Source organism: Paenibacillus endoradicis, assembly GCF_024721975.1.
This window is the reverse complement of record NZ_JANQBB010000005.1, coordinates 415,462-442,281: the sequence shown is the minus strand read 5'-3', so window position 1 is coordinate 442,281 and position 26,820 is coordinate 415,462. Positions and strand designations below refer to the sequence as shown.

Genomic DNA, 26,820 nt, shown 5'->3' with positions numbered 1-26,820 from the left:
ATTAATTACAAAAAAGCATATACAATAGTTGTTTCAGTTGTTAGGAACATAGCTGCAACAGATGCTGCATGATAGCTCAAACCCCTTGTTATATGTACGTTTCATTCACAATTATTAGGCAACTACTACTCCCCAATAACTTTTAATATTTCCCATTATAAGTAGTGGTAGCTCGTTGTGATGTAGTATTCTATAACAAGTAAAAAAACTTACAAGAGTAGCGGATAAAATCATACCAACTATATTACTGGTTATCAACACTATAAACGGAATAATTACGTTTGTTTAATAAATTTACTAATCACGCATAACCGTCCATTACTCAACGTTATATTGGTATTCATAAGAAGAACTGGATGAAACATTATTAACTTCTATAGCGAGATTTACTTAACTTAATTTCCCTTCTAAAAAGGAAGGTCATCTTCACTAATTGTAATTCCTTTGCTTTCTTTAATTAACTGTACCCATTCATCATTCCAATCTGACTGAGTATATACTTTTAACTTATCATTTTCATCGAAGATAGATCTTTGAATATTTAAATAGTAAACATAGTCATTCGACTCCGTTTTATATTCATGAAAGTTTGCAAAATCATCATATTCAACAAACTCCTTTTCTGCAAACTGCCTAGCTTTCAGCCATTGTTCGAGTTCCTCTGTATTCGTAAAAAAAATTCTATAAGAGGTATTAGTCACATCCCTTAACCTTTGAAATACCGGATGGTTACTCAAAAGTATCTCTTTAATTGCAGTATCAGAGTTTTTTCTTTCTTCTGTTAAAAAGTTGACTAATTTATTTAATGTTTGAGTGGTTGCATTAATGTTTTCAAGAGTCTTACTTTCACCTAGTTTTGACTGTTGCTGTAGGAGCCTTTGAAATAATCCTGCCCATTGTTCTCTGAGAAAAAAGATAATTTCTTGTGAATTTTCAAAAGGAGAAATTGGATTATTATGAGACAATGCTTCTATTTCTTCAATAAAGGAAAAAATCTTTACATCATCTACAAAGCTATATCTGATATTTTCAATATCTTTGTTTAAGAGAAACATTCGATACTCACTTAATACTGATTTATCGATAAATATGTAAACTTGTTTTCCAAGTTTATGTGCGGTCTTAATCTCCATTTGAGTAATAGAGTACGGCTCTTTCTCAGATTCGCTACCATATCTCCCACCGATTATCGCAATGAGAATATCTGTATTATCTACTTCTCTATAACAATAGTCTTCTAATTTTTCTTCGCTCCCATAAGGTATATTTCCTTTTTCATTCAATACAGCATCATATCCAAATTCTTTTATAAATCTTTCTAAATCAGCCCTTAAATATTTTAGATCATAAAAAGTTGAGCTAACAAACACTCTAGGTCTAGCCATTTTAACTCCCTCTTTCAGTCTATTATTTTTATCATAAATTTCGAATATATCGTAACTTTTTCATAATCTAATCTCTAGTTTCTATAACCAGATTTTCAAAATTCAAAAGCACTTTTATTTTTCACTCAATTTATGTTGGAATATGTATAATCAAGTGGGATTTTCTTTTTAAATATTCATGAATATATCAAAATCTTCTCTTACTTCTCAATCACATTTAACAAAAACACTTTCTCCCTAAACCTACCTTTTTTTTCATTCTTGCTATTTACTACATCCAGAAACTCCTCCTGACTATAACCTTTTCTAGCAACCAATGAACATAATACTTCATACAAATCAGCTAACTCCTCAATCAATTCTTCATCACTTTTTGCTGTTTGTACCTCATTCATCTCTTCTATTAACTTAGCCTTCAACGATTCTTCATAAGCTTCATCATCCAGTATCTTCACTTCACAGGTTTTTCCACTAGCTTCAATGATTTGAGGTATCTTATCACGTACAAGCTTATTATATGTCTTCAAACCGCATCCCCCATTCTAAGCTCTTAGCCCTGACATGCAATCCAAAACTTACGTACAAGATTGCTTTCAATCGCTAGTTCAAGTTCAGAAACATGTTTATCAAGCTTCCCTTGTTCATTCATTCGTTGAAGCAAGACTACGTTTCTTTCTTCTAGTCTCTGAATCATTTCCTCACTGGGTATCATGTTAGACTTACTACTATTGCATGACTGATGCGCATACACTAGATTCCACACATCATCCGAATATAGGTATGACCAAGGAATGACATGGTCTATTGCTGGTGTCTCTGCCTCTATCTTTGAACCACATAAGAAGCAATGAAATTCTGGGTTTTCAACTTCGAGATATACAGCATATTTACCAAGCGGTTTACGTAGCACTTGATCTTCATCAATGATCTTCACCTTTTTCGATAGTCTTGGTGAGTGGTTAAAGTTCTCTAACATTTGAGTCCAACGATAATTAATGGCGTCGAGTACAATTAGCCTATTCGCTTTTAGAACAAGCAAGCTATCGTTCCGAATGAACAAGCTATCTGCTTTTTTCTCGTACTGGTAAACTCCATCTACTTCTCTACCTTCAACTCTTAAAAAGCGATAACTAACATCGGTCTTTAACGCCTTCACGGTAGCGCTAACAGACTTCTCATACTCCGCACTGCATACTGATTCAATGTTCGACCTGAACCATTTTACTGGCTTCACTGACCCAGACAGAGCCTGATAATCCACTATTAGATTCTTCGCTATTGTTATAACCACAGGAGGCTTCACTGGATTTGAACTTTGTTGAAGGTCAAAGAACATCGTTTGTTCGAAGTAATAGCGCAGCACCTTCTTCGCAATATCTCGTAGCTGTATTTCTATCAGACTCGTATCTTCTAATGCAACTTTTTCATCATACTCCACAGCTATTTCAGTAATTGCCTTTCCCCAAGCCATTTTATATGTGTTATCAAACGAACAGTTTCTTATGATATGCAACCATTTATCTATGAAATCCATATTCTACTCCGATACAATTAAAGTGTTATTCCATAGTGCTAGTACAACATCCATTTGAGAGTTGTGGGAAATTTCCACACCATTTATGACTTCTCTCCACAGTTTAAGCTTATCATCTGCCAAATCAGGCTTTTCTTTCAGAATCTGCACAGCTTGAATGGCATAATTCTTATTCTTCTGTGATCCTCTTTTTTCTGCGTAGCTACCTTTATGTACACCTTGAACTAATCCTTCTTCACACAAGCCAAGGAAAGCATTCTTCGGACACCCCTTACGTTGCATCCAAGTACCCTCACCTAACACAGCTGATGATACAGTTTTCCATGCGTTCAGTGGTTTGATATTTCCTTCGCTTATCAATTGAACAGTCCCTACAGCGACAGCACCATACTTGTTCATATCAATTTATCCTCTCTTTAGCTTATATAAAGACAATGAAATTTCGTAAGTATTCCCCAAACCTAGAAATCTAGTTATAATGTCCTATATATACTAACATATCCCAATAGATTAGGAGAATAAAAAATTGGCTAGAAGACGTAGAAAAGATCCAACATTCGTTGAATTAGCAATGCAACTTGCATTAGGTTGTGCCTTTGTACTTGCCTTCAACCTAACTTTCAGTAAGTATGGAGCATCACTAGGGGGAGCATGGTTAAACCCGCTACTCATTGTGATGATAATCGTTTTGGCTACAAGTATTGGTTTTCGTATTGTCTATGTTCAAGAAAAGCTAAAAAAAGCCAACATTAATGAGATCGATAAGATGAGCGGGACAATGTTTGAACGCTACCTAGAGCAATTCTTCAAGCATCAAGGTTGGCAAGTAAAGCGCACAGGTGGTAAAGGTGACTATGGGGCTGACCTTATTCTGTCATCTGCAACAAAGAAGGTTGTCATTCAAGCTAAACGTTGGAAGAAGAACGTAAGCTATGAAGCTATCCAACAGGCTTATACCAGCAAGGATATATATGGTTGTACTGATGCATGGGTGATAACGAACAGCGGTTTCACAGAACAAGCTAAGGATGGGGCAAGACGCCTTGGGGTTAAACTGTGGGACAGAGAAGTTTTGATAGAGAAAATGGCAAATGTTAATGCAGCACAAACGATTAAGGTTAATGAGCAAGAGTCTGTGGATGAAGTCGCAGCAACGACTGTTCTTGTTTCCAACAGATTAGAAGATGATCTATTTGTCTGTGCAAGGTGCGGTAAACCCGTAACGAAAAATGTTAAGGACTACTGTCTATCGAATCCAAGACGATTCAATGGTAGAATATACTGCTACGATCATCAAAAATAAATAATACAAGGGAGGTTTTATAAATGAAAAGCGATCTTATGAAATCATGGAAAAAAGATTTTTTTGAATTTGATGATACCTACGTAAACCATGTAACCAAATTTGTTGATTATTTAGATATAATCAACAAAACAAATCAACCTAATAATATTACAATAGAAGACATAATTAACTGTGTTGGGCATTACAACAGAATTGGTAAGATTAATACAAGAACAAGTATGGAGAACCATCTTGAAGCAATAAAATCATTTTATAAATTCTTAGTCAGCAAGCATTATACAAATGATATATTTAATAATATGGTTTCCTACCAAGACTTTAAGGATAGCCTTACACATAGATATAATTTAGTACCCATAAAGGAAAGAGGAGTTTGGTCTGACGCAGAATTGATTCAAATAATTGACAGTTTAGACTCTTATTTCACAAGAACAGATTTCAGTAAATTATCAGGGACAAATGAGAAAAAGAAATTTTATAAATTCTTAGTATTGCGCATATTTATCAAGCTTACATTAATCGCCCCTGCAAAGAAATCGGTCATTTATTCCCTTAAAATTAGTGATTTCAGTTCTGATTATAGGTCAGTTGTTGTTAATTCTGTTACCATAAAAATTCCAAACGGATTGAAAAGAGACATTCAATTTTCTATTGAGTGTATAGAAGACAATCTAAAGAAGAAATCCGATTCAAATGATAGGATGTTAGATTATTTGTATCCATATACCTTTTCAGTAGAAAGACTTAATGAGTTTTTTTGTTTATTTCTTAAAAACCACCCTGATATCATAGAAGTAGCCCCAGAATCAGATACCTTTGAACTTGAAGGAATCATGAACTCTGCATTATTAGGTCTTGTCCAAAGCAATGTTAACCCTGCATTAATTTCAAAAATAAGCGGAGTGAAAATATCAAGTCTTGAAAAAAAGTTCTATAATAATGGCTTCCATATTAATGGTGCTGATGAATTAATAAACAATGAAATTAGCAAAAACTCTTATTACCATTACATTTAGATTATCTTTCTTTTTACAAAAAGCTCAAATTTCTTATAAGACACATTCAACAGCTACCTTTGGTTGCTAACGTGAATGTGTCTTTTTCAAGCGTTACTATCAATAACGTTAACGTTGTATGTAACAGCCAATGATCTTCTAGGGTCACATGCGCATTAATTAAATGTATAAGGATTTGAACAGCATAGAAATCTTTGATAATAGCACTAATCTCTGCGAAAAACCATATCTGAGAAGCTTACCTTCATCTATCGTGAATGGATTATCCTTGTAGCTTACTACCTAGATTAGCAGGCGAATGGGCCGAAATCATCATCGAGAATCTGACTGCGTGTGTACCAACCTTTCATTACAACAACAATAACTTTTCCATCTGTAAAAAATCCCCATTCAACAAAAAGCCACCTTCACAGGTGATTAATCCTTAAAAATACGATCTACCGCTTATCCGTATCAGTTTTACTTCCTTTTAAAAAGTTCAATACTTGCTAAATCATAAATGTTGTATAACAAATTTTCTAATACTTGTAAAGCACCTAGTATGATGATTACATCATGCTTGGTAATTTCATGTGCTGTCTCATTTCCCATCTCTCTAATTTGATGTAATGTTCTCGATTGTATTGGGGTTATTAGATCTCTTTCTAACATTAAATTCAGCTTCTCTTCTAACCCTAGAAAGCGAAATTTCTCCTCACCTGTTATATTATCCGTCTTGGGAGTTCCATCCCTATTAGTTAATACCTCTCTATCAATACCCTTTTCTTTACAGATACCTTCAATAATCATTCTTAATCCAACAGAACAAAGGATTAGAGATTTATTGTTGTATGAATCAACTACCTCACTATATAATTCTTTAATAAATTTAGGAACTTTATAAAACTCTTTAGCCAAATAAAATTCATCCTTGTTTAATGGCTCCGCTGGATACGTAGTGTAAGTATAAGTGTACTCTCTTTCCCCTTCTGCCCAAGGACTTGCCTCCCACATTTCTTCATCACCGTATTGTTCTAAGAATGCTACAGTATTACATCCTTTACATTTAACAATATAGTATTTTTGAGACCATTGAATATCGTCGTCAATACTCGATTTTTGTTCAAACGGTTCAACTACTGTTTCATGATTCGTTTTTTGCTTACAACTACTACAATAAACTTGCATAATGCTCCTCCTATTTATGTGCATTCTTTTGTATAGGCACCATCAAAAACATGAGTGCTGCAGTAACTGAATACTGATCTGAAAAAATAATAAACTTGCACTCTAAGATAAATCCATACCTTATCTGTGTGCGATTGAGAATCAAATCAATGCTTACTTAATTTTCTACCGAACTCTAGCATCCTGTTAGTAACAACAATCTATTATTCAATCAAACTATACCATATATTAGGACTTTAGTCTGTTACGTATCGCTCTAAATCATAACCGAGTCTCTGGCTGTATGTGTTGCAATCTTTGACCGATTCCACAAACGCCTTCCAACTGCAAACCATCCCCACCCGCTCCTCAATTATAAAAAGCCACTCATATTGAGTGGCTAGTCCTTGAATATATTATCTACAGCTTTCTGCTTATCTTCCTCGGATGGCATACTGTATCTTAAAATCATATCCGCTGAACTATGACCGCTAAGACTTTGTATCACACTAATATCTTCTCCTGCACGTACAAGCCCTGTAATGAAACTGTGGCGTGTCTGATGGGCATTATGTCCATTCTTCTCCAATAGATACTGAACGCTTCGAATGCTTATACGCTCTTGTCTGCTACTTATGAATAATGCTGGATTACTATCTGTTCGTTCTTCCAAATATCTTTCTATAACCCTTCTTGCTTCAACGTTTAGTGGTAGTGTACCCTCCTTGTTACCTTTGCCCAACCTCACAATTAGTGAGCCTTTGAGGTCACTTACATCCAAGTCTAATCGGTCTAAAGCTACTAAATCAGACACCCTAATACCTGTCATATAATATGTCTAATAAATTGGTTAATAAAGAAAAAAAGAACTGTAAGAGATATCTCTTACAGTTCTTAACTATCATTCCAATTCACCTTCAACGTATTTCCCGTATTCTGTGTACACTTTATCGTATTTATCTGTTAGTAAACCTTTAACTCCATTAAGTTTAATTGCGTTAATTGCATCAAAATTTATTGATTTTTTAGTCTGTTCGCTATCAGTAATAAATACGAAAGCTTGATGCGAATTTTCCTCTAATGTATTAAAAATATATTTGGTTGTTTTATCAGCATCTTGCTCACTAAAATGGTCTTTAATATATGAATCAATTATGATAGGTATTTTAATAACGTCCTTATTTTGATTCATTAATTTATAAATTGTTAGGTATTGAACAATAAAAGCCTGTACTTTTGTTGTTCCTGAAAGTGATATTTTTACTGATTCAAAGTTATTATCATAAAAAGACCTATATGAAAATTCAATGTCTAATAAATCAAAGCTTTCCTTCATTAATTCTTTATATTTTTGTGAAAGGTCTACGTCCTTTTGTTTTCGTATCTTACTATCAATTTTTTTCTTACTTTCCTTTAAATCGTCAAACTGAATTTTTAATACACCTATTTCTTTTTCAAGATTCATATTTATTCTGTTAAGAGCATAACTATCTGCCCTATCACTTAATTGTAATAATGAACCGTCTGCATCCAATTTACTTCTCAATTTAACATCTTCTTGTTTCAGTTCTTTTAGCTCATTTTTTTCTATTTCTATCTCTTCATTAATTTGTTTCAGAAACATCATCACTTTATCACGTTCATTAATAAGGTTTTCCCGAGCAACAAACAACTCATAATCATCTTGAAATTCTCTCACTATATTCTGGTGACAATTTGGGCATTCGTCATCTATTTCAGGTTCTATGTAATCTTTAATATTAGATGTAAGTACCTCATATGTCTCGGAGTACTTATTTTTTAGATATAATCCCTTATTAATTTTCTTTTTAAGTTCATGTTCAGTATTAATGATGTTTTCATATATTTTCAATATAATAGCGTACTGTTTTTTAAACTCTTCTTCATTAACATTTTCAATAACTTTAATATTATTTTGATTTTCCTTGAAAATTAATTTCTTACTGTCCAATAATGCCTTGACTTGATTGATTTCTATCTCTTTTTTTTGCTGTTCTAATCTCAAATCGTAATACTCATTAGTTCTACTACCAGTAAAATATTCTAATATTAATTTTCTGTATGGCTTAATAAAAGCCAAATTCGAGAATGTCGATGATAAATAATTTTGCCAACTGTTATCTTGGTCTGTGTAAAAAAGAGAGAATATGTGATTAGGATATAACTTGGTTTCGTTTGATTGATTATCCATAGTCACAACAGCGATATTAAAAATTTGATTGAGATAATTAGTAAATTCTTTTGTACTATAAAATGAATCAATAAAATGTTCGTTCTTATATAGTTTAAAAAAGTTTTTACCCTTGCCACTTTTTATTTTCTTTCTAAGTAAAACATACATATCTTCTTGTATAGTGAATCTAAGAATATATATATTATTAGGATTACTTTCCTTTAATGTAAAATTTTTAACATCACAACCAAAGGTGTACATCATAGCCCTTGATATAGTTGACTTTCCTGTATCCTTTAGTCCATATATAAGATTCACTCCACTGGTAAAATTAATTTCAAATGCTTTTTTATCATGTGGAGAAAGGATTACAAAGTCCTTGTATATCAAATCCACAAATCATACCTCCTTCTCTAGGAATGCTAAAATTATCATTGCTTTTATATTTTCTTCCGAATTTATAAGACATATCTCTGAATATTTTTCCAGTGCAGAAATCTCATCAAAAACCTTATGAGGGTATTTTATTATAGAATAGTTAATATCGACATACTCACAAATCAAATTATATGCTTCTTTTTTAGGATATTCGGGTAAACTTTTCAAAGAACTCAACTCATTAACTGCAATATGCAATAAATTGTTTCTATAGTCATCATCACTTATCAAATGTCTATAATTTTCTTTTTCTATTTTTTTTGATTCAAGTGAACTGATAGTTTTTATTTGATGTAACAAAAACTCACTGGTGAGTTCTTTTTTACTGATTCTTATTTCTTTTATTTTAATAAACAAACTATTATAAAATGCTTCACTATATGAATTATTTTCTCCAATCAGAGAATGTATTACTTTTTCTATATGTTTACATGTTAAATCAAAGTGATGCTTTTTTGACAACAATCTATTAACTTTAATATTTTCCCAAGAAAAATCAGACTTACTAGTCTTTGTTACTAAACCATCTTTAACCTTAATAGATAAATCGTCTAAAACAAGAGCATCAGATTTAGTTGTAATTATACTATCTTTAACTAAATTCGCACCAAATTCATAATCACTATTCCAAAGTAAGTGTCCTTTAACAACACATTCACCCATATGTGTTGTTACAGTGTCTATATTGTTTTGAATCTTCTCTAATATGGACAATCCTGTAGTTTTAGGTTCCGCTACATCGGTATTATCTTTTGTTTTATTTTTACTTTTCTTAATTTTAACTGGATCACTTTTTATCAGTTCATTTTCCGTTAATGTACGAGAAGTACTTTTTGACTGATACAAGTCAACTGAATTAAGTTTATCACTTACAAAAACATAATCATCTATCTTTTCATACATAAATGCGAAGTCTCTTTTATCTTTCAAATGACTTAACATCAAATATATAGCTGTAGAGAATTGATAGTCGAAACCATCTTGTGCGTGGTCACCACTTCTATCATCGGGTATTAGTTTTATTGTATCTATGAGTTTTCTTTCAATCATAAACCCCTCATTTAAAATAGTAATATCAATCTAATTATGTATACCATATTTTGTCGAAAATAGAAATAATTCATTTTTTCTACGCAATTGTATTTTTTGTTGTTTTTCCAGTTATTCAAACTAATTACCAATAACCTCCCACTCTTTCGTATCGTAAAATTTTCTAGCAGGGTTTTAGCATGGAAGTGTACCCCTGTTCCTTGTCTAATCTAATTGTAAATCTACTGTTAACCATTCCCCCCTTATACCTTAATCCTCATGTATATTACTTTAAATGTAGTAAATTGCAGGTGAATCCCTACCCGCTTCATTTTCCATGAAAATGACAAGAAGCCCATCATTCTACGATGGGCTTCTTGTTCAATCTATATGGACTACTTTGACTTCTCTTGCTTCTTTAATTCAGCGTACAATGTAGCCTTCGGTATGCCAGTCGACTTGATGATCTCACTTACTGTCAGTCCATTTGTCTCACGCTCAGCGTACAGATTCAATGCACGTTTGATGATGCTTGCATCCAGTGCAGGGCGACCCATGTGAGTACCTTTAGCTTTAGCACGTTCTCTACCTTCTGTTGTACGGTCTACTATCAAATCTCTCTCAAATTGTGCAAATGAGCCTAGCATGTTAAACATTAGAGTTTGCATAGGACTAGCCTTCTCAACAACTTCAAAGTGTAGATTGTCTTTTAAGAACTTCACATTAATGCCTCTGGCAAGCAAGTCATTGACAATGCTGTTCAAGTCTATAATGGAACGTGCTAGACGATCTATTTTGGTTATTACAAGCGTATCACCTTTTGACATTGCTTCTAATAGTTCCTTCAACGCAGAACGCTTCTCTGTAGATGTACCAGTCACTTGCTCATGATAGATGTTAGCGCACCCTGCTTCTTTAAGAAGTTGCTTCTGAGCCTCTAGTCCATTGTCCTGCCCAACTGTCGATGTTCTAGCATAACCGTACAATGTCATTGTAATCGCTCCATTCGTCTAAATCTTAATAAACTTCTATACTATTTATTTTAGACTATCTTCTGGACTATTTCAAGTATAAATGTTTAAGACTTTTAAACTGTTTTTATAATATGGCAGAAGTCGAAACTTCTGGACAACTACTCTAAGGATTCTTGAATGTAGCATTTTTTTCTAAGTGTTCTTATCCATTCTCATACCAACCTTAAAAGTCAGATGAAATTTTTAATCACTTCCTTTCCATACAAGCGGATAAAAGGATTTACATTATTTATAGGAGCATATGACAGAAATTTCATTGGAAAATCTGTTTATATACGGTAATATGATCTGTGATACATATAAGCATCAAACACAGAGGGAGATAAACTATGATAAAGAATATAATTGTATTACTCGCATTATCAGTAATTTTAACAGCTTGTGGGAATACCAGTCTTGAACAAGAAAAGAATATTGCTGTTCAAGAGGTAGTAGTTCCTTGTAGCGATTATGTAATAATAGATGACAACATAAAAAGCCAAGTTTTATGTTTACTTACTAATAAAATGTATTCAGAAGCACAAGAAACAATCGTCTCATACAATAAGCAGGATGACGCTGTAATGTCTATGCTACATACGTTTGCTGGCTGTATGAATAAAGATTCTATTGTAGATGACGACGAATGTGATAAAAATTATAGAGATATTTCAGATATGTATTATGATGATGACCAGAGAATCATTCTTCCTTCAACATTAATGTCATATTATACGGCTTTGTCAGGTAAACAAATAGCAGAACTTGATAAAAGAGCGGCAGAATCACAAGCGGAAGCTGATAAATCGAGAAGAGAGTATAATGAAAAATACTACGCACCATCTATTGGGATGACAGCAGAAAAAGTCTTAACTTCAACTTGGGGTAAACCAACTGATATAAATAAGACAACTACTAAAAATGGTGTTCATGAACAATGGGTATACTATGATAGATATGTGTATCTGGAAGATGGTATAGTTACTGCTATTCAAGAATAGTATAAAAGTATCACTCCCGTTAACTATGATTATTGCACATACAAATAACTTGATCGGTAACACAAAGAAGACCACTTCGATATTATGAAGTGGTCTTCTTTGCTATAACATCAGTCATCTACGCTCAAAATGGGGCGGAACATTCAGATGTTACTACTAAAACATAATGTCTTCCAGTTGACTGCGTAAGTTTTTAATGTGATTATCATTATTTCCACTCATTAATAAGCTCCTTCGTATTTCAATAAAACTCGTATTTTATCCATAACAAACAGCCCTAGGAGTCATTCTTTGAGTTGTTTGACCTCACGCTAAGAAGTCAGCAAACAATGATCGCGTAGTAACTGTAGTTGATCGCTATTTATCCTTTTCGTTGATGTATCGGTACACTATCGACAATTTTCAAGCATAGAGAATTACGCATTATATTTTCAGGCATTCATTAACATCCCTATCACCACTTATGAGACTCATTATTATTGGCTAATGTATAACTAATACAATGCATTATGACCTTCTGACCGCATCGTATCGCTTATAATTAGTATGCTGTTGCTGGATGGATATGTTATCGTTGGTATGTAATCACATGATTCTGTTGAAGTTAATTAGGCTAACGTACAGGATAGTTCTAAACAAACATATCCCACTACTTAATAGGAATGGGATATGTTACACCATTAATCGAATGGCAAATCATTCATCTCTTCATAGTCTTCAATATCGCCATTAATCTCACGTTCATTTGCCCACCCAATTTCAATTTCGTATCTTTCAGCCGAAATCTTGCGTTGCTTAGGAATTGTATTAAACTGAAATTTATTTGAAATAAATTCATATCTTTCATTAATTCTGTATGTGTTTGCCTTAGTTTGCTTATCATTCGGTTTGTTCCGACAGAATGGTTTATGGTCATTTTCAATCATATTACGTTTTTCTAATTTGTAAAGTTGACTCTTAACCTCATCAATAGACATACCTGTTAGATATGCCATTCCTTTATTCGAACAATCGAATGCTTTGAATTTGTCTGTTGAATACTTTAAGAAACTGTAAAGGTAAAATCCTTCAACACCTAATTCTGCATCAGTCATACAGTAGATAAAAACATCAATGTCAATCTTGTGAGTTTTCTGAATCATATAGAATGTTCCGTCTTCACAGTTATCTAACTCTGATTCCTCATATCGCCAAATTCCCTTTACAGGCATTGATACTTTCCAATTTTTATTGTTACCATAAACCTCTGGATAATCGCTTTCATAGACAAACACTACTTCTTTCTTACCGTTATTTTCATAGAAGTACCTACAGGGCTTATCTGTTTCTTTGCGAATATAACCTAGATTTTGTAGTAGTCCAGATTTGTTCTTAGTAAGATATGTGTACTGTTCCGATTTGGCAGGAAAACCCAGAATCTGTTTAATCAAACCTTCATTGATTGGGCTTTCTCCTGATTTATCATCAACGTGACGATACCGTGCATATCTCCACATGTAATTCGCCAAAAAATAGTATGAATACGCAAATGCAATATGCGTCGAAGTTTTGCCTTGTAACTCATTCTCCTTAAACGCTTCTGTGAGGTCATTGAAAATTTCATTAGGCATGTACACCTCATGTTGCTTCTCGCTTACACCTAATAGATTAGTCATTTCTGATTTTGTGAAAACCGCTTGTCTTTTTCTTGACATACTCCATCTCTCCTGTCTATTTATCCCATACGAATGATTATCATTTACATAATCCTATCCCTCGAAGCTATCAATACTTGCTTGTAACACGCAGTTTCTAGCAAACAGCCAAAACTTATTGCCGCTCTTCTCATGTAGCGCAGAACAGATATAACTAAATCCGCTTCTCTTCAAATGCGCCATCATTTTAGCGTTGTAACAAAAGAAATAATCCTGCTCTGCTCTCATTTCTCAATCACTCCACGTAGTATCATTTTTGGGTATAAAAAAAGACCAACTCTTTAATTGGTTGGTCAATGCAGTTTCTATATTCATTTACTCCCTTATAATTAAATTAGTGCTTATAACACCACTTATTCTACTATCTCGTTACAGTATTAATTGGCTATGAATGTTAAGTTAGACTAAGTATCAGAATCTTAAAAACCGTTCAGCTCCACTCTTATTTAATAATATATAATATATAAAAAAATATAAGATATAAGATTATTATTAAATGAGGGCGTAGCAGAGCGGTTTTTAAAAATGATAACTTTTTACCCCAATTCTATAATCCTTAATCGTTCGTATTCAGTGAATATGGCTGCTCTTTCCTTCTGCTACCAGATTTAGTTCAAATCAATCCTTGAACCTGTGAGTTTAATACTTCCAGTTGCAGCTATATCTATATTTCCATTTATCTCTACGTTTAATCCCGAGTTATTCATCTCAACAACGCTACCATTATAGAGTTGAAGTTGAATATTATCCCCTGTCGAATCTATCTTAATATGTGTCCCTGAGTTATGAACGAGTTGAATTGAGCCGTCTATAGATTTTATAGTAACTTCTTTACCTGATATCTTAATAGGCTTATTTTTCGAATGAATTGCAATCCCGTCATCCTGTAACTTGATCTCTCGTAAGTCCCCTGAGTTACTTGCATTATATCTAAAGTGAAAAGCATCCGAGGTTTTGTAAAGATACCCTCTTGCACTATCCGCATATTCTATTCCAGTATTCTTTTTAATACCGTCTCCTGCTCCCCAAACACTATACGGATACGAAGCTTGACCAGAATCCTCGAAAGCAAACTTTAACTTATCTGTTTCTTCTAATTTTCCATAGTCATAGGCAATGTAAGGAGTTACATCAGTAGTTAAGTATTTTTTACTTGAATCCTTCCAATAGAGATCATTACCCCTAGAGTCTTTTGCAGGAATCTTTGTAACAATCTTACCAGTAATCCATCTCGCTTCATTATCTTTGATATCAATGTAGTCTACATACTCTCCTTCTTCTCCATCTTTCGCTATTGTTTTCAAGTGATTTACTGTTAAGTCGGCAATATATCCATCGTCTGCTGTAATAGTGTTAGTGATAATATGCTCAGATGTAATAAGTCCTGCACCAATAAGATCAAACTTATTAAGATAGAACTTCTTAGCGTCCCCATCAATAAGCATGTCACCATCACCAGACAAGATTCTCAATCTGATTGCACGTAGTTCCTCGGCATATAAATTACCTTCATAATCAGCATAGAACTTATCAACCCATACTGGTGACTGTGCTGTGTTAGTATTTTTTTGAAGTCTGAAACCACCATTATTATTACCATTCATGATCGCTCTTTGCATAACGTCACCTCTAGTGACCACAATGCCATTCAAAGCATCAATAACAGTATTGTTGTAGTTACGACCTAACTGCAACGAAGACTTCTCTAAGAAGTCAGCAAGCTTCGCTCTGCCACCCTCATATGCTTTGTAGAAGTCCTCCCATTTAGTATGGAAGATAAGTCTAGTGGATTTCAGGTCATTGATGATATGTGTTGTTGCGTTCATATCGACAAACACAGGAGCCATATAGCTAGTCAATGCGTCATACGTGGTAACAAGTTCAGTTCCTAGTTTTTCTAACTCTGTTTTAGCTGTATCAAGACCATAGTAAGAAGAGTCTCTTTCACTATAAATAACCGTTGCGTATTTGGTAATTTGCTCTTTTAGGGCGACATATTGTTTTGTGATGATCTTAATTTGATTGGCTAATGTTATCTTTTCTGGTGACATAATTACATCATCTAATATGATAGATTTAAGTACAGAGAAGTCAAAGTTTAATGCGTCTGCATCAAGCAACACATCGCCAAGTTTAGTCTCGATACGCAAGCGTTTAGCAACTAAATCTTCTGCAATCAATGTTCCATCTTCATATGAAGAGTTTCCAATAGAAGCATATACCTTATTGACCCATGCGTTCTTCTCCCACTTTTGTAATGCTAAACCATTCGTAGCATTCAACACTGAGCGGTACTTGCCATCATTACGTAGAGCAATGAAACCATATTGACCAATAACTACGTTATTGTAATATTGCCCCATGTTAAGACCAGAATAGAACTGAGCGTCTTCTATTTTATTACTAAGATTCATCTCTGCATCGTAGTAGTTCTTGAATTTCAAAATGAACTCTGCACGATCAGGAATCTCATCTGTCCTGTCTGTCATAGGAGAGTTTACATTGATATCTAATGGGTCTGCCGATACAACATCAATATATTGAGCGATATAAGTCATTAACGCAAAGTAAGCATCAGTAAGCGGCTGTGTTGAGTATAGATCAATTGTACTTGGTGACTTCGTGAAGAATTGTGCTTCCATATCGAACACATCATCACGCTGTGACTTCTTATACTCTTCTGCTTGTTCAAGCGTTCTGTGATAACCAGAATTAATCTTGTACAGTTCAGTAATGAATTGCATCTTCTCTAATGAAGTAAACTTATTATCCATAACAATGTTATCGAAGTCTCCGATATTGAAGTAGCCATTTTCAGCATCAAGAATCACATCGCCAATCTTATTAACTATCTTAATGTTCTCGGCAATCAAACCTTTAGTGTATAATGTTCCATCTTTCGGGTCAGCCCACATAAGCTTCTCCCATCCATCAGAATGATTAGTTGTGTCAGTTGTCGCTCTGTCGATCACGAAGCCTTCTATGCTGTCCATTTTAACTCTAGTAGTGTCATTAAATGACCATAGACCAAATCTATCAGGATTCTCTTCAACTAAACCTAGCTTCATTACAAGCCTTCCGTTGCGGTCAAATATTTCACCTTTAGAGCCTTGGAACTTCAATACGCCATCTTCATCTTCGAGAGCCAAGTTGACACCCATAAAGATTTTTCCATAGATGCGCTCTCCCACTATCAGATTCTTTTGGAATTGATTTAATACAGCACTTAGTGTAAGAAATTTCAAATCTATCTTCTCCTTAATCTCATGAGTCAGATACTTACTCACTCCGTTTTCATTAAGTCTGTACACAGTTAAAGTACCACCAATTCCTTCATATGAGATATCATCAAATATCGTTTTATATACATCGGAAACATTCTTTCTGTTAAGTAAATTGTCGTATGCAAGGTTATGAGACTCTTTCGTTTTAATCCCTGCTGTTACAACATTTACTCCCCCGATTGGAATATCTGTAAAACATATAATTTCAAAGTCGTTATAAGGAGATAGTTGATACACAAATGTTTTTTTATCTTTTACCTCGCATATAACAACCTCTACATCTTCTCCATTATGGCTTTCCATCAACAACTTCTTGATGGTTTTTACGTCTCTAACCTCTTGCAACAAGAACTCGTCAACTAATCTATAGCAATAGTTCAGGTTTCCAGAACAAAACAAAACCAAGTTATCAATTTGATATAACTTGGTCGCTCTTGTATCTATTCTATATAACTGATCGCCTATAGTTGTTGATGTAGCAGTATCGGAACCTATAAATATATTGTCATTAGTCTGAATTATCGTAGCATTGCTCACCAATAATCACACTCCTTTAGTTAATTTTCGAAGAAAAAAGAAAAGCCTAGAAGCAATAATCTGCTCAAAGGCTTTAACAAGAAATTTATTTAATCATCCTCATCCATCATCGCTTCTGCTGTCTGCTTTCTGTATATTTCTGATTGTAAGTGTAAGGGTTTAATCCGATCTATATTAATTTCCCTTTTCACCAACTGATCGATTAATTCATTTCTCGTTAACAAATCAAGTATCTTGTCTTGTTCTATCAACTTTCTCTCGATCTTCCACATCAATTTTTCTATTGCTTTAAGTCGCTCTTCACATCTTGACATGGTACAAACTATTGTGTCATTCATAGCATCCATGCTGGTAATAATCATATCAATCTTCTCTTCAAGATCATTAGTTTGGCTCATCATACATCCCTCACTTCTCATGCCTACAACTTCTCAGGAAATAATTCCTCGAACAGCTCTAAAACCTTTTCAATTGCTCTCACTTCTCGACCATTAATGTATTCCTCACCGCAACTAGAACATTTTGCCCCCCTAATTTTGATGCTTCTTATTTTATTGTTTCGTGTCGCTAGAGGAAAATCTATATCAGCATTCGGAACATCATCACTATCACAAGAAGGACAGGAGATTAAATTACTCTCTCCTTCTCCGTAATCCGACTTTAACATCCTCCTCTGACGTAATACTTTCCGTTCTTCTAATTCTTTCTCTCCATATACCATTGCCCATAATTCTTCAAGAGTCTTGCCCTCAAAGGAATCTGGAACATTTTCATCCCTGTTATCTTTATTCCCCATCATGCTCCTACTCCTTAGATAGTAAATAAAATATCGATTCTATTTACTCTTCATTAGTAAGTGACATGTCACTTATTGTTTCTTTAAGATTCACAAACGAATTTTCTTCCCTCAAAAAAATCAGAGTCTCTTCATGGGTCTCATTACAATGCAGTATAAGCATAATCGGAATTTGTTTCTTATATTTCCCCAAAAACTTCTTATACCCAATTCCCTTTGTATCGGTTAACCCCGCGAATCCAACATTATTTGTTTTTCCATTAAAACAGACGTTTAAGAAAATACAATCTTCCCTTTCAACTATGTCGACCGCAATATTTCCCTTTAAAGGTATGATAACAGTAGATTTTTTGCTTTCATTAAGCATTGCCAGACTTCCAACTACTTTCTTAACTTCCTTTACTACCGACAAATACTCCGTTCTCTTAGCAAACATTTTTCCAACAGTGGGTGAAGATGAGATTACTCCAATAAATATATGATTCTCACTAACAGGGAAGTTATCACCCTTGTTTTCTATTAAACTTGTGGTTTTCATTTTAACCCCAATCCTCTCTGATTAAATTATGTTACTACATCGTTTTGATGCAACAAGTTACATTCGAACCACCTCCCTTAAAGTACCAAAGAAAGTACAACCCCAATTTTTCAAAATAAAAAAGCAGAGTAGCTTAGTAGCCACTCTGCTTTTCAAAAAAATCACTATAATTTTTGTTTGTTAAGGATAAGGATTCGCAATCCTTATAATTATTAAATGATTGTGTTTTCATTATGCCCTCCAACTCCACTGCTATTTACAAGTAATTTTATCACACATTTGATAAAATCGGGAAATAATTTTACAGCATTACACATTCTATGTCAATACTTTATTTGGTTTTCATAAAAGTGATTATGCGCTTTTTTCTAGGTCCTCTTTCATGGCGTTTAAATCCTCTTCAAACATTATAACGAATGGGTAGCCATTTCCTTGAAAGACTAATTTTTCTTTTAAAACTTTATCTAATCGAACTCTGCAAAGACAGTAATTTTCGATTATCTCGCCTAAGCATCGCTTTAGTTGTTCTAATTTGTATTGCTGTTGACCCTTGAAGTAAAGTTTAACTTCACCTAAAACCTGTTTTTCTGTTGTGAATCCATTCATTTGAATTAAACTTAGCAGGGTTTTCTCTAATATTCGAGACACTTGTTCGTTTAATTCATTGATTTCCTTATTTTTGTCTTGTGGAAATACTCTATTGGCTTCTTCACGCCCAAAATTCCTAAATACTCCCTCATAACTGATTGTTTTTAAAGTCATGCCATTTTCTATGTATTTTTTACATTTCAAATCAATAATGTTCAATAAATCATAAGAGTAATTAGGGATTTTATAGACAGAGTTACTATACTTGTGGGATTTTTGTTTCTTCCATTCTGAGAATCTCTGCACCAATTCCTCTGGAATATTTTCTTCATCGTATTTTAGAATTAGTTCAAGTAATACAAATAAGCCTATTCTTCGATTTGTCGCATCATGAGATATCTTTAGGTATTTAGCAATAGTCCTCAGTGAGTGATAAAACATAATTTCAGGGTCATCCCCAGAGGGTAAGTACTCTTTAATGAAATCAAATAAAATATACAAATCATCCCTAAATGGGTTAATTACTTTGTAAAAAAAGGGGTAAAGTTTCTCTAGTTCAGGAGACATTAGCAAACGTTTGTTCGCATCCAGTGTTTTTTTCATTTGTTTTTGTAGTTCTGTTTCTACGAGTTTAATATCGTACACTTGCATTAAGAAATCTTCCGCTTCAACATTGCTACATCTAAGGAGTCGTTCGGTTATTTGAATTATTGTCCCGAGAAATCGGTGACTTGAACTATGGCATTTATACAAATTATGTCCGTTATTTTGATTAGATATGAATATGCTAGAACTTGGACTCAATTCATCATGGAAAATATCAAAAAAATTCCCGCTGTTTGGAACGCCTAAAAACTTTCGTAAATCCTGCTTCTTTAGATAGTCATGTACTTCGTTCATATTGAACAATTCAATGTGTTTTGGCTGTAGCTTAGTTTGAAGTGAACTAATGTTCTTACTGTTGATATCATTGAAGTTTGAACTATGTTTATTTCTACCATATTCTGTTTGCAGTTTGTTTGATAAATGACTAGGTATTAATGATTGGGGTTTCGAAGCAGACATATTATATATTAACTCTATGTCCGCTTCAAAACCCTTTTTAGAAGGGACTATCTCATCTACTTTAAGGCGATTACAAAAATCAATTGTATGCAACTCTCTTCCACCGAAGAAAAGGCGTACTCCATCTTTACAAGCTGTATCTGCTTGGGGAAGTTTTTTATAGAGATATAGCTAAATACTTTCAAAATGGCTATATTCGTATATAGGCTTATCCAATGCAAATACTATTCTAAATTTATGTTTATCCGTTGTATGGGAAAATGTTGTATATAGAAATGAAGCATGTTCTTTTATAAATTGATTTTCTAGGGCTTCTTCTAATGACAATCCCTCGTCAATATCTAGTGCTATTATCTGTTGACTCTGCCAGTTCCTTTTTTGTCTCTTTCTTTCCCCACTTATCTGTTTTAATGTTGCTGGAACAAAAGTTTTACCTTTCGTGATTTCAATTGCTAGTTCATCCAACGTAATTTCTCTTTCACAATCAGCTATCCGATTGTTTATTTTACCAATCTCCGAACCTTGTGGTTTCTGAGTATAAGTTTGTGTGTCTAGTAACAATTTCATTTTCGTCATCTCCCTTTAAAATTAAAAACCCCACTCACTTAATGAATGGGGTTGATTTGTTGAGTTCTATTAAGTTGTAAAATGGCAGAGTTTACTCTTTAATTCATTGGATATTACATATGACTCATCGTGCAGCCATCTGCTCAAATGCTCCCTTGAAACCCCACATTTTGTTGCAATGAAAACCGTTGGTGTTCCATATTTCTTCTGTAAACCAAATAATCGTTCACGTAATTCCTTGTCATTCATTCTTATCATCTCTCCTTCGTGAATTAATGAACCTGTGATGTTATCATCAAAAATAAAACCCTCCGAGTATTTCTCGGAGAGTGGTTCACTTCATATAGTGATTGTTAGGGAGGTAATTCTACGTTTTTGGCTACACATAAACATTAAAGACTTTTAAACGTTTGGCTCTTAAAGGTAAATGTTGATATTTGATACCTGTCTGTAAAATATAACTCTATTTTCATCTTCATCCACAATAAATCCCACCTAGGTCATATTGTGTCTCCCATTTTGCAAACATAATTCTTTTTAGATTCATTTTTCTTTCAATGTCATTCTCCTTAAATGTTTTTCATATAGCAACCCAATATTCCGTTTTTTCTCTTTTGTTCAACTATTTAGTTATTAAAAATACACTATTCTTTAGGTTCTCTTTTTTATCCAATTCATGTTACAATACTTTAGGCTTAACTATATTGTTATATTATCCCAAAAAAACACAACATGAAAGAGAGAGATTAATTGTGGAAAACAAACAACATATGAGGATTTGGAAATGGGTTGGGTACACTCTTGGAGTCGCAGCAATTGTTGCCTCGTTTATAGTAGCTTTCAACGTAATTAATGAAGAAAACCAAAAAGTATTAGCTAGACAACAAAAAGAAGCAGCTATCTATAAAGCTGTTCAAGATGAAGCCAATTCCAAAGCATCTGATCGCATTGATCGCATCGAACAATTAATTAACAATAAGCCTATAGAAGAAGCTTTCAACTCATATAATTCATTCAAATCAGAAATAGAAAACAATAACCCTCCTATAGATTCAGCTACACTAGAAAAATTTTATTCGTTGGAGCAAATAATCATAGAAAAATATGTTCTACACTATTTAGAATATACAGAATACGATATAAGGCGTGGTTATAATCCAATCAATGATTATCAAGATTCATTAAAATATTATGAGATGTTAGATTCAGAAACAAAGAATACATATAGCGAGAAAATTCATTCTCTTTACGATGAGGTTACATACGCTACATTAACTACTAGATACAAAAACATGCCCGAAATAGGAAATATGTCATATTCGGAGCTAACAACTTATATTTATCTCATGGATAATCTCGAATATAACAACCTTACAGAACGTACTAAAACATTAATTACAGAAAGACACGAACCACATTTAGAATGGGTAAAACAAGAAACAGAAATACTATTGGATAACCTCATTACGATAGTCGAATACGAGTCGGAAAATGAAGCGAAAAATAATATTTCATTAGGGGACTCCCTACGTTCCGTTATCAAAGTTTATGGCGAACCAGATAGTCAAGAAAGTACATCCAATGGTGGTATAGCTATTTACGAAATAGGTAATAACATTAAAACATTCGTTTACGACGAAAACGACAAAATCGTGGACATATACACTGTAAACGAAGATGGCTCAATATCCGAGTAAGTTTTCACTGCCCAATTAAGACCGTAACCTCACGGCCTTTTTTTATAACTTGACTCTTCCGAGTTTCTCGAATTTCTTTAATTAAACGATTTCAACAGAGGAAGAAGTTTCAACATAGCGTTTTACCAATAAGTAATTCCCGACACATATAGTTATATGACAAATTGCTGAAATCACACGATATTCAAAACAATATATTAAATATTATTTCTCGAATGCTTCAACTTATCGCATCCGTAATACATATCCAAGTATTTATGTACATGATAAATCCTTATTTGTTTATACGATTAATTTAATACGAATAAGAGAAGGCTCTCTATTGTGATAGAGAGCCTTCTCTTATTACTAAAAAATATATTCAACGGTTAACTTTGTAGCTTCCACTTGCTAAGTGGCGAATGATTTTGATATTTCTTCGCAATTTCTTCACGGGTTAAATCCATATAGGCTTGTTCGGTTACCGTTACAGAACTATGACCCAAAATTCGAGATAACGTATAGAAATCCCCGCCATTCAACAAATAATGCCGAGCAAAGTTATTTCTTATCATGTGAGGATGTACATCTAACCCTGCCATCTTACTAGTATCTTTTAATTGCTTCTCAAATGATTGAATACTTAAATTAGTTCCTTTTGTCGTCGGGAATAGTAATTCGCTATCGGTATATCTATCTTTAAATTTCAAATATTGTTTTAGTTCCCTTTGCATCACATTGGAAAAATATACATAACGTTCTTTGTTACCTTTAGTTTTAGTCAATAGAATCATTTTACTCTTAAAGTCTATTGCATCGACAACTAATTCTAAGCATTCACCGATTCTCATGCCAGTATCTTGCAACAATAACACGATCATTTTATTTCGATATCCATGAAACTTGGTATAATCAAATTTTTCAATCAATCCATTAAACTCTTCTTGACTTATCCCCTTTTTCTGTCTTCTTACAGTTTTTATTTGTGAGATATTATCAACAGGATTTTTGATTAACTCCCCTTCTTGTTTTAACCAATTAAAAAGAACCTTAATGTTACGAATGTAGTTATTTATTGTAATTGATGAAACCTCTTTTTTAAAATCTGTTCTGTTTTCAGGAAAATTAACCAGTTTCGATGACTCTCGATTCACTACCGTATACTTCCCTCGCTCTTGTACATAAGCAATATACTGCCTAATATGTCCTGTACGAACTTCTTTCACCTTATCCACATCATGCAGATTCTTTAAATAAGCTACAAATAGTTTCAAAGATTGTTCATATGAACTAATGGTCTTTCGTGATAAATTTTTGTTTTGACAATAAGCTAAAAAATCCTCTAAATAAAACTCCAATTCCGATAACTTCATGTGAATCCTCCATCTCTTTTCCTAAAAACACAAAACCCAATAAACCAAAAAGGTTTATCGGGTGAGATGGAAAAAGTTTATAGGATTCAATACAAGTTTATTGGTTTTTATATACTGGATGTAAACAGTTCCCAGTAGTCTTAACCCCTTACGTATCCTACGTTCAGCTAACCTTATGCTCAATCCTTAGTTTGTCTGCCACCATTGCAATAAACTCCGAGTTAGTTGGCTTAGACTTGCTAATATTGACTGTATAGCCGAATAGATGGCTAATGCTGTCGATGTTGCCGCGAGTCCAAGCGACTTCGATCGCGTGACGAATTGCTCTTTCTACACGAGATGGTGTCGTTTTGAATTTTTCCGCGATAGCTGGATACAATGTTTTTGTGATTGATCCAAGTATTTCAATATTGTTATATACCATCGTAATTGCTTCACGAAGGTATTGATATCCCTTAATATGTGCTGGAACACCGATTTCATGGATGATACTTGTAATGTTAGCATCAAGATTTTTGCCTTTACCGATTGGAACAACATTCGATCTGCTCATTGAAAGGCTCGAATTGAATGTAGAAGAACTCATAGAACCTGATTGAGAACCTACTAATTGTCTAATGCGGTTAGAAAGCATATCCATATCGAACGGTTTTAATATGTAATATGATGCCCCTAATTGTACTGCTTTTTGCGTAATATTTTCTTGACCGAACGCCGTCAACATAATAATCTTCGGCATAGGATTAAGATCCATCTCTCTGATCTTTTCAAGAACTCCTAGTCCATCTAAATGAGGCATAATGATATCGAGAATTAATACATCTGGCAACTTTCTAGCGCTCTCCAAATGTCTTAATACTTCATCTCTATTAAATGCTACTCCACACACATTCATATCACTTTGTTCAGAAATAAATTCCGATAACAAGTTAGTAAATTCTCGGTTGTCATCTGCCAATAATACGTCAATCTTCTGCAAGATGTAAGCCTCCCTTTAAATTATATGAATGTCGAGTCGAATTAATCTGTCTCACTACAGTTTCGACATGAGAATATGATTTCCTTCTGTCGAAAATCATTTTTCTTTATTTTTTTTCAGTATTTCGATATAATAAACATTTGACTACAAGCTTCGAAACAATTCGACATAAGCTCACAAGATAAGCTACTACAACTATAGAGAAGGTCACCATTACATTTTTCTTGTAATGGTGACCTTCTTATCGTTATGAAGCAATATTTTGCTCAAGATCAGTTTCTGAGTGTAACAATACTCCTGCATCTTGTAACATCCATTCAATGAAACAGCCATACCCAGAAGTAGGATCATTCACGAATACATGTGTAACTGCTCCAATTAATTTCCCATCTTGAATAATCGGACTACCTGACATCCCTTGCACGATACCACCGGTTTTACTTATTAATCGTTCATCTGTAATCTTAAGCACCATACCTTTTGTTGCAGGCGATGATTGCTTAGCAACATGAACAACTTCAATATCAAAACGTTCTACCGTTTGTCCATTTAATACGGTTAAGATTTGTGCAGGCCCTTCCTTCACATCTTCTGCAAATGCAACTGGAATTGCATCACTGTCAAAGCTGTGCGTCGGCATCTCATTCATCTTACCAAATATTCCGAATGGAGTATTACGTTCTATACTTCCTAGAATTTTTTTCTCTTTAACAAAGATTGCTCGTTTTTCACCTGGATCACCATTTTGACTCTTATTAATTGATGTTACGCTTGATTGCAAAATCTCACCATCTCCAACAACGATCGGAGTTCCCGTGTCCATATCCGTAATGACATGTCCTAATGCGCCATATACACCTTGATCTGGGGCATAGAATGTCAACGTCCCGACTCCTGCAGCAGAATCACGAATATAGAGACCGATTCTCCAAGCTTGATCACCTTTATCATAAATTGGTTTTAGCTTAGTTTGCATCGATTTACCATTACGAATAAAAGTAATGTTCAAGGGCTTTTTATTAGAACTATATTTTTCACATAGTTCACCTAATTGCTTAACATTCTGCACTTTGTCTCTGTTAATACCAACAATAAGATCACCAAGACGAAGACCCGCTACTTCCCCAGGAGATTGTTTCTGACTGGATTCATCTGCTACTTGATGATGACCAACCACCAACACACCAGCTGAATTTACCTTTACACCGATGGTTTGCCCACCAGGTACAACTTTAAGATCTGGCACAACATCTACTTTCACAGTCTTGAACGGGATCTTACCAAATAATTTCACTTTCATTTGGGTCTGACCAATTTGATAAGAATGTAATGATAACGGATCTTTCAAACTTACTGACAAAGAAGATTCTGTTGAACCATTCACTTGCAATACTTCTGGATCTACCGTTAATCGAGCGTGCACGGGCACACTATACTGTACGTTTTTTAATTGCCCAGTAAATAGCCTGAGTTCATCGGGAAAAGCTACAATCTGCTGCATCGGTGTAGATATTCCGATAAGACCGACCATAATTACGAGAATTAGTCCAAAAATACGTCTAGGTTGCTTTGGGTCCAATCTTTTCACGCTCCTGTCATTCCATCGCATGACGATAGGTAGATCGCCAATGGCGTACCTATAAGTTACCCCGAGCAACAAG

Annotated in this window: 25 protein-coding genes; 4 read left to right on the top strand and 21 right to left on the bottom strand. The window is 34.0% G+C overall.

Translation table 11 applies throughout. The annotated features are described in order from the left end of the window. Positions 1 to 407: 407 nt before the first annotated feature. The 4 genes from NV377_RS18500 to NV377_RS18485 form a co-directional block, all read right to left on the bottom strand. A complete protein-coding gene (locus NV377_RS18500) occupies positions 408 to 1,385 on the bottom strand; it encodes a DUF4062 domain-containing protein (protein ID WP_258202274.1) in 978 nt (325 codons plus the stop codon). Between the two features lie 200 nt (positions 1,386 to 1,585). Beyond that, a complete protein-coding gene (locus NV377_RS18495; RefSeq protein WP_258202273.1) occupies positions 1,586 to 1,912 on the bottom strand; it encodes a nucleoside triphosphate pyrophosphohydrolase in 327 nt (108 codons plus the stop codon). Positions 1,913 to 1,935: 23 nt separating this feature from the next. After that, positions 1,936 to 2,919, bottom strand: a complete 984-nt coding sequence (locus NV377_RS18490) for an HNH endonuclease (RefSeq protein ID WP_258202272.1) — start codon at positions 2,917 to 2,919, stop codon at positions 1,936 to 1,938. A 3-nt stretch (positions 2,920 to 2,922) separates the two neighbouring features. Further along, a complete protein-coding gene (locus tag NV377_RS18485) occupies positions 2,923 to 3,318 on the bottom strand; it encodes a DUF6979 family protein (RefSeq protein ID WP_258202271.1) in 396 nt (131 codons plus the stop codon). 127 nt (positions 3,319 to 3,445) lie between these two features. Between NV377_RS18485 and NV377_RS18480 the strand changes: the two genes are divergently transcribed. Both NV377_RS18480 and NV377_RS18475 read left to right on the top strand, forming a co-directional pair. Further along, positions 3,446 to 4,222, top strand: a complete 777-nt coding sequence (locus tag NV377_RS18480; protein WP_258202270.1) for a restriction endonuclease — start codon at positions 3,446 to 3,448, stop codon at positions 4,220 to 4,222. Between the two features lie 23 nt (positions 4,223 to 4,245). After that, positions 4,246 to 5,241, top strand: a complete 996-nt coding sequence (locus tag NV377_RS18475; RefSeq protein WP_258202269.1) for a site-specific integrase — start codon at positions 4,246 to 4,248, stop codon at positions 5,239 to 5,241. Between the two features lie 459 nt (positions 5,242 to 5,700). On the opposite strand, the gene NV377_RS18470 is transcribed toward NV377_RS18475, so the two are convergent. From NV377_RS18470 to NV377_RS18450, 5 genes are all read right to left on the bottom strand, one after another. Continuing rightward, entirely contained in the window at positions 5,701 to 6,408 is a 708-nt protein-coding gene (locus tag NV377_RS18470; protein ID WP_258202268.1) for a DUF4145 domain-containing protein, read from the bottom strand. Positions 6,409 to 6,787: 379 nt separating this feature from the next. After that, a complete protein-coding gene (locus tag NV377_RS18465; protein WP_258202267.1) occupies positions 6,788 to 7,216 on the bottom strand; it encodes a tyrosine-type recombinase/integrase in 429 nt (142 codons plus the stop codon). 72 nt (positions 7,217 to 7,288) lie between these two features. Next, positions 7,289 to 8,977, bottom strand: a complete 1,689-nt coding sequence (locus NV377_RS18460; protein ID WP_258202266.1) for an ATP-binding protein — start codon at positions 8,975 to 8,977, stop codon at positions 7,289 to 7,291. A gap of 3 nt (positions 8,978 to 8,980) precedes the next feature. After that, entirely contained in the window at positions 8,981 to 10,069 is a 1,089-nt protein-coding gene (locus NV377_RS18455) for a dsDNA nuclease domain-containing protein (RefSeq protein ID WP_258202265.1), read from the bottom strand. 374 nt (positions 10,070 to 10,443) lie between these two features. Next, a complete protein-coding gene (locus tag NV377_RS18450; RefSeq protein WP_258202264.1) occupies positions 10,444 to 11,040 on the bottom strand; it encodes a recombinase family protein in 597 nt (198 codons plus the stop codon). Between the two features lie 371 nt (positions 11,041 to 11,411). Here NV377_RS18450 and NV377_RS18445 point away from each other — a divergent pair, with 371 nt between their 5' ends. Next, a complete protein-coding gene (locus NV377_RS18445; protein ID WP_258202263.1) occupies positions 11,412 to 12,062 on the top strand; it encodes a hypothetical protein in 651 nt (216 codons plus the stop codon). Positions 12,063 to 12,742: 680 nt separating this feature from the next. Here the strand turns inward: NV377_RS18445 and NV377_RS18440 are convergent. The 9 genes from NV377_RS18440 to NV377_RS18400 form a co-directional block, all read right to left on the bottom strand. Beyond that, on the bottom strand, positions 12,743 to 13,756 hold the full coding sequence (locus tag NV377_RS18440; RefSeq protein ID WP_258202262.1) for a hypothetical protein: 1,014 nt from the start codon (positions 13,754 to 13,756) through the stop codon (positions 12,743 to 12,745). A gap of 54 nt (positions 13,757 to 13,810) precedes the next feature. Beyond that, on the bottom strand, positions 13,811 to 13,984 hold the full coding sequence (locus NV377_RS18435; protein ID WP_258202261.1) for a hypothetical protein: 174 nt from the start codon (positions 13,982 to 13,984) through the stop codon (positions 13,811 to 13,813). 380 nt (positions 13,985 to 14,364) lie between these two features. After that, the gene (locus NV377_RS18430) at positions 14,365 to 17,580 is read right to left on the bottom strand and encodes a DUF4097 family beta strand repeat-containing protein (RefSeq protein WP_258202260.1); all 3,216 of its coding nucleotides are present in this window, start codon (positions 17,578 to 17,580) and stop codon (positions 14,365 to 14,367) included. Between the two features lie 86 nt (positions 17,581 to 17,666). Further along, positions 17,667 to 17,996: a hypothetical protein gene (locus NV377_RS18425; RefSeq protein ID WP_258202259.1), complete on the bottom strand. Its 330-nt coding sequence runs from the start codon at positions 17,994 to 17,996 to the stop codon at positions 17,667 to 17,669. A gap of 2 nt (positions 17,997 to 17,998) precedes the next feature. Further along, positions 17,999 to 18,376 carry a YgiT-type zinc finger protein gene (locus tag NV377_RS18420; RefSeq protein ID WP_258202258.1) on the bottom strand — a complete coding sequence of 126 codons (378 nt, stop codon included), beginning with the start codon at positions 18,374 to 18,376 and terminating at the stop codon, positions 17,999 to 18,001. Positions 18,377 to 18,416: 40 nt separating this feature from the next. Continuing rightward, positions 18,417 to 18,911 (bottom strand): hypothetical protein, encoded by a 495-nt coding sequence (locus tag NV377_RS18415; RefSeq protein WP_258202257.1) that lies wholly within the window; start codon positions 18,909 to 18,911, stop codon positions 18,417 to 18,419. 354 nt (positions 18,912 to 19,265) lie between these two features. Continuing rightward, positions 19,266 to 20,657, bottom strand: coding sequence for a hypothetical protein (locus NV377_RS18410; RefSeq protein ID WP_258202256.1), 1,392 nt, complete (start codon positions 20,655 to 20,657; stop codon positions 19,266 to 19,268). Positions 20,658 to 20,735: 78 nt separating this feature from the next. Next, positions 20,736 to 21,131 (bottom strand): hypothetical protein, encoded by a 396-nt coding sequence (locus NV377_RS18405; protein ID WP_258202255.1) that lies wholly within the window; start codon positions 21,129 to 21,131, stop codon positions 20,736 to 20,738. A gap of 69 nt (positions 21,132 to 21,200) precedes the next feature. Then, a complete protein-coding gene (locus NV377_RS18400; protein WP_258202254.1) occupies positions 21,201 to 21,380 on the bottom strand; it encodes a hypothetical protein in 180 nt (59 codons plus the stop codon). Positions 21,381 to 21,883: 503 nt separating this feature from the next. Between NV377_RS18400 and NV377_RS18395 the strand changes: the two genes are divergently transcribed. Then, positions 21,884 to 22,828 carry a hypothetical protein gene (locus NV377_RS18395; RefSeq protein WP_258202253.1) on the top strand — a complete coding sequence of 315 codons (945 nt, stop codon included), beginning with the start codon at positions 21,884 to 21,886 and terminating at the stop codon, positions 22,826 to 22,828. Positions 22,829 to 23,196: 368 nt separating this feature from the next. Here NV377_RS18395 and NV377_RS18390 read toward each other — a convergent pair whose 3' ends face one another. The 3 genes from NV377_RS18390 to spoIVB form a co-directional block, all read right to left on the bottom strand. After that, complete coding sequence (locus tag NV377_RS18390; RefSeq protein WP_258202252.1) at positions 23,197 to 24,180, bottom strand: tyrosine-type recombinase/integrase; 984 nt, start codon at positions 24,178 to 24,180, stop codon at positions 23,197 to 23,199. Positions 24,181 to 24,343: 163 nt separating this feature from the next. Next, positions 24,344 to 25,159: a sporulation transcription factor Spo0A gene (gene spo0A, locus NV377_RS18385; protein ID WP_258202251.1), complete on the bottom strand. Its 816-nt coding sequence runs from the start codon at positions 25,157 to 25,159 to the stop codon at positions 24,344 to 24,346. Between the two features lie 247 nt (positions 25,160 to 25,406). Then, on the bottom strand, positions 25,407 to 26,738 hold the full coding sequence (gene spoIVB, locus NV377_RS18380) for a SpoIVB peptidase (RefSeq protein ID WP_258202250.1): 1,332 nt from the start codon (positions 26,736 to 26,738) through the stop codon (positions 25,407 to 25,409). Positions 26,739 to 26,820 lie beyond the last annotated feature (82 nt).

Excerpts from the sequence above, each read along its gene's own strand:
- NV377_RS18400 (WP_258202254.1), bottom strand. The coding sequence starts at position 21,380 with ATGAATGACAAGGAATTACGTGAACGATTATTTGGTTTACAGAAGAAA.
- NV377_RS18415 (WP_258202257.1), bottom strand. The coding sequence starts at position 18,911 with ATGAAAACCACAAGTTTAATAGAAAACAAGGGTGATAACTTCCCTGTT.
- NV377_RS18420 (WP_258202258.1), bottom strand. The coding sequence starts at position 18,376 with ATGATGGGGAATAAAGATAACAGGGATGAAAATGTTCCAGATTCCTTT.
- NV377_RS18445 (WP_258202263.1), top strand. The coding sequence starts at position 11,412 with ATGATAAAGAATATAATTGTATTACTCGCATTATCAGTAATTTTAACA.
- NV377_RS18500 (WP_258202274.1), bottom strand. The coding sequence starts at position 1,385 with ATGGCTAGACCTAGAGTGTTTGTTAGCTCAACTTTTTATGATCTAAAA.
- NV377_RS18390 (WP_258202252.1), bottom strand. The coding sequence starts at position 24,180 with ATGAAGTTATCGGAATTGGAGTTTTATTTAGAGGATTTTTTAGCTTAT.
- NV377_RS18475 (WP_258202269.1), top strand. The coding sequence starts at position 4,246 with ATGAAAAGCGATCTTATGAAATCATGGAAAAAAGATTTTTTTGAATTT.
- NV377_RS18470 (WP_258202268.1), bottom strand. The coding sequence starts at position 6,408 with ATGCAAGTTTATTGTAGTAGTTGTAAGCAAAAAACGAATCATGAAACA.
- NV377_RS18465 (WP_258202267.1), bottom strand. The coding sequence starts at position 7,216 with ATGACAGGTATTAGGGTGTCTGATTTAGTAGCTTTAGACCGATTAGAC.
- NV377_RS18490 (WP_258202272.1), bottom strand. The coding sequence starts at position 2,919 with ATGGATTTCATAGATAAATGGTTGCATATCATAAGAAACTGTTCGTTT.
- NV377_RS18425 (WP_258202259.1), bottom strand. The coding sequence starts at position 17,996 with ATGAGAAGTGAGGGATGTATGATGAGCCAAACTAATGATCTTGAAGAG.
- NV377_RS18450 (WP_258202264.1), bottom strand. The coding sequence starts at position 11,040 with ATGACATTGTACGGTTATGCTAGAACATCGACAGTTGGGCAGGACAAT.
- NV377_RS18435 (WP_258202261.1), bottom strand. The coding sequence starts at position 13,984 with ATGAGAGCAGAGCAGGATTATTTCTTTTGTTACAACGCTAAAATGATG.
- NV377_RS18405 (WP_258202255.1), bottom strand. The coding sequence starts at position 21,131 with ATGAAATTGTTACTAGACACACAAACTTATACTCAGAAACCACAAGGT.
- NV377_RS18455 (WP_258202265.1), bottom strand. The coding sequence starts at position 10,069 with ATGATTGAAAGAAAACTCATAGATACAATAAAACTAATACCCGATGAT.
- NV377_RS18440 (WP_258202262.1), bottom strand. The coding sequence starts at position 13,756 with ATGTCAAGAAAAAGACAAGCGGTTTTCACAAAATCAGAAATGACTAAT.
- NV377_RS18485 (WP_258202271.1), bottom strand. The coding sequence starts at position 3,318 with ATGAACAAGTATGGTGCTGTCGCTGTAGGGACTGTTCAATTGATAAGC.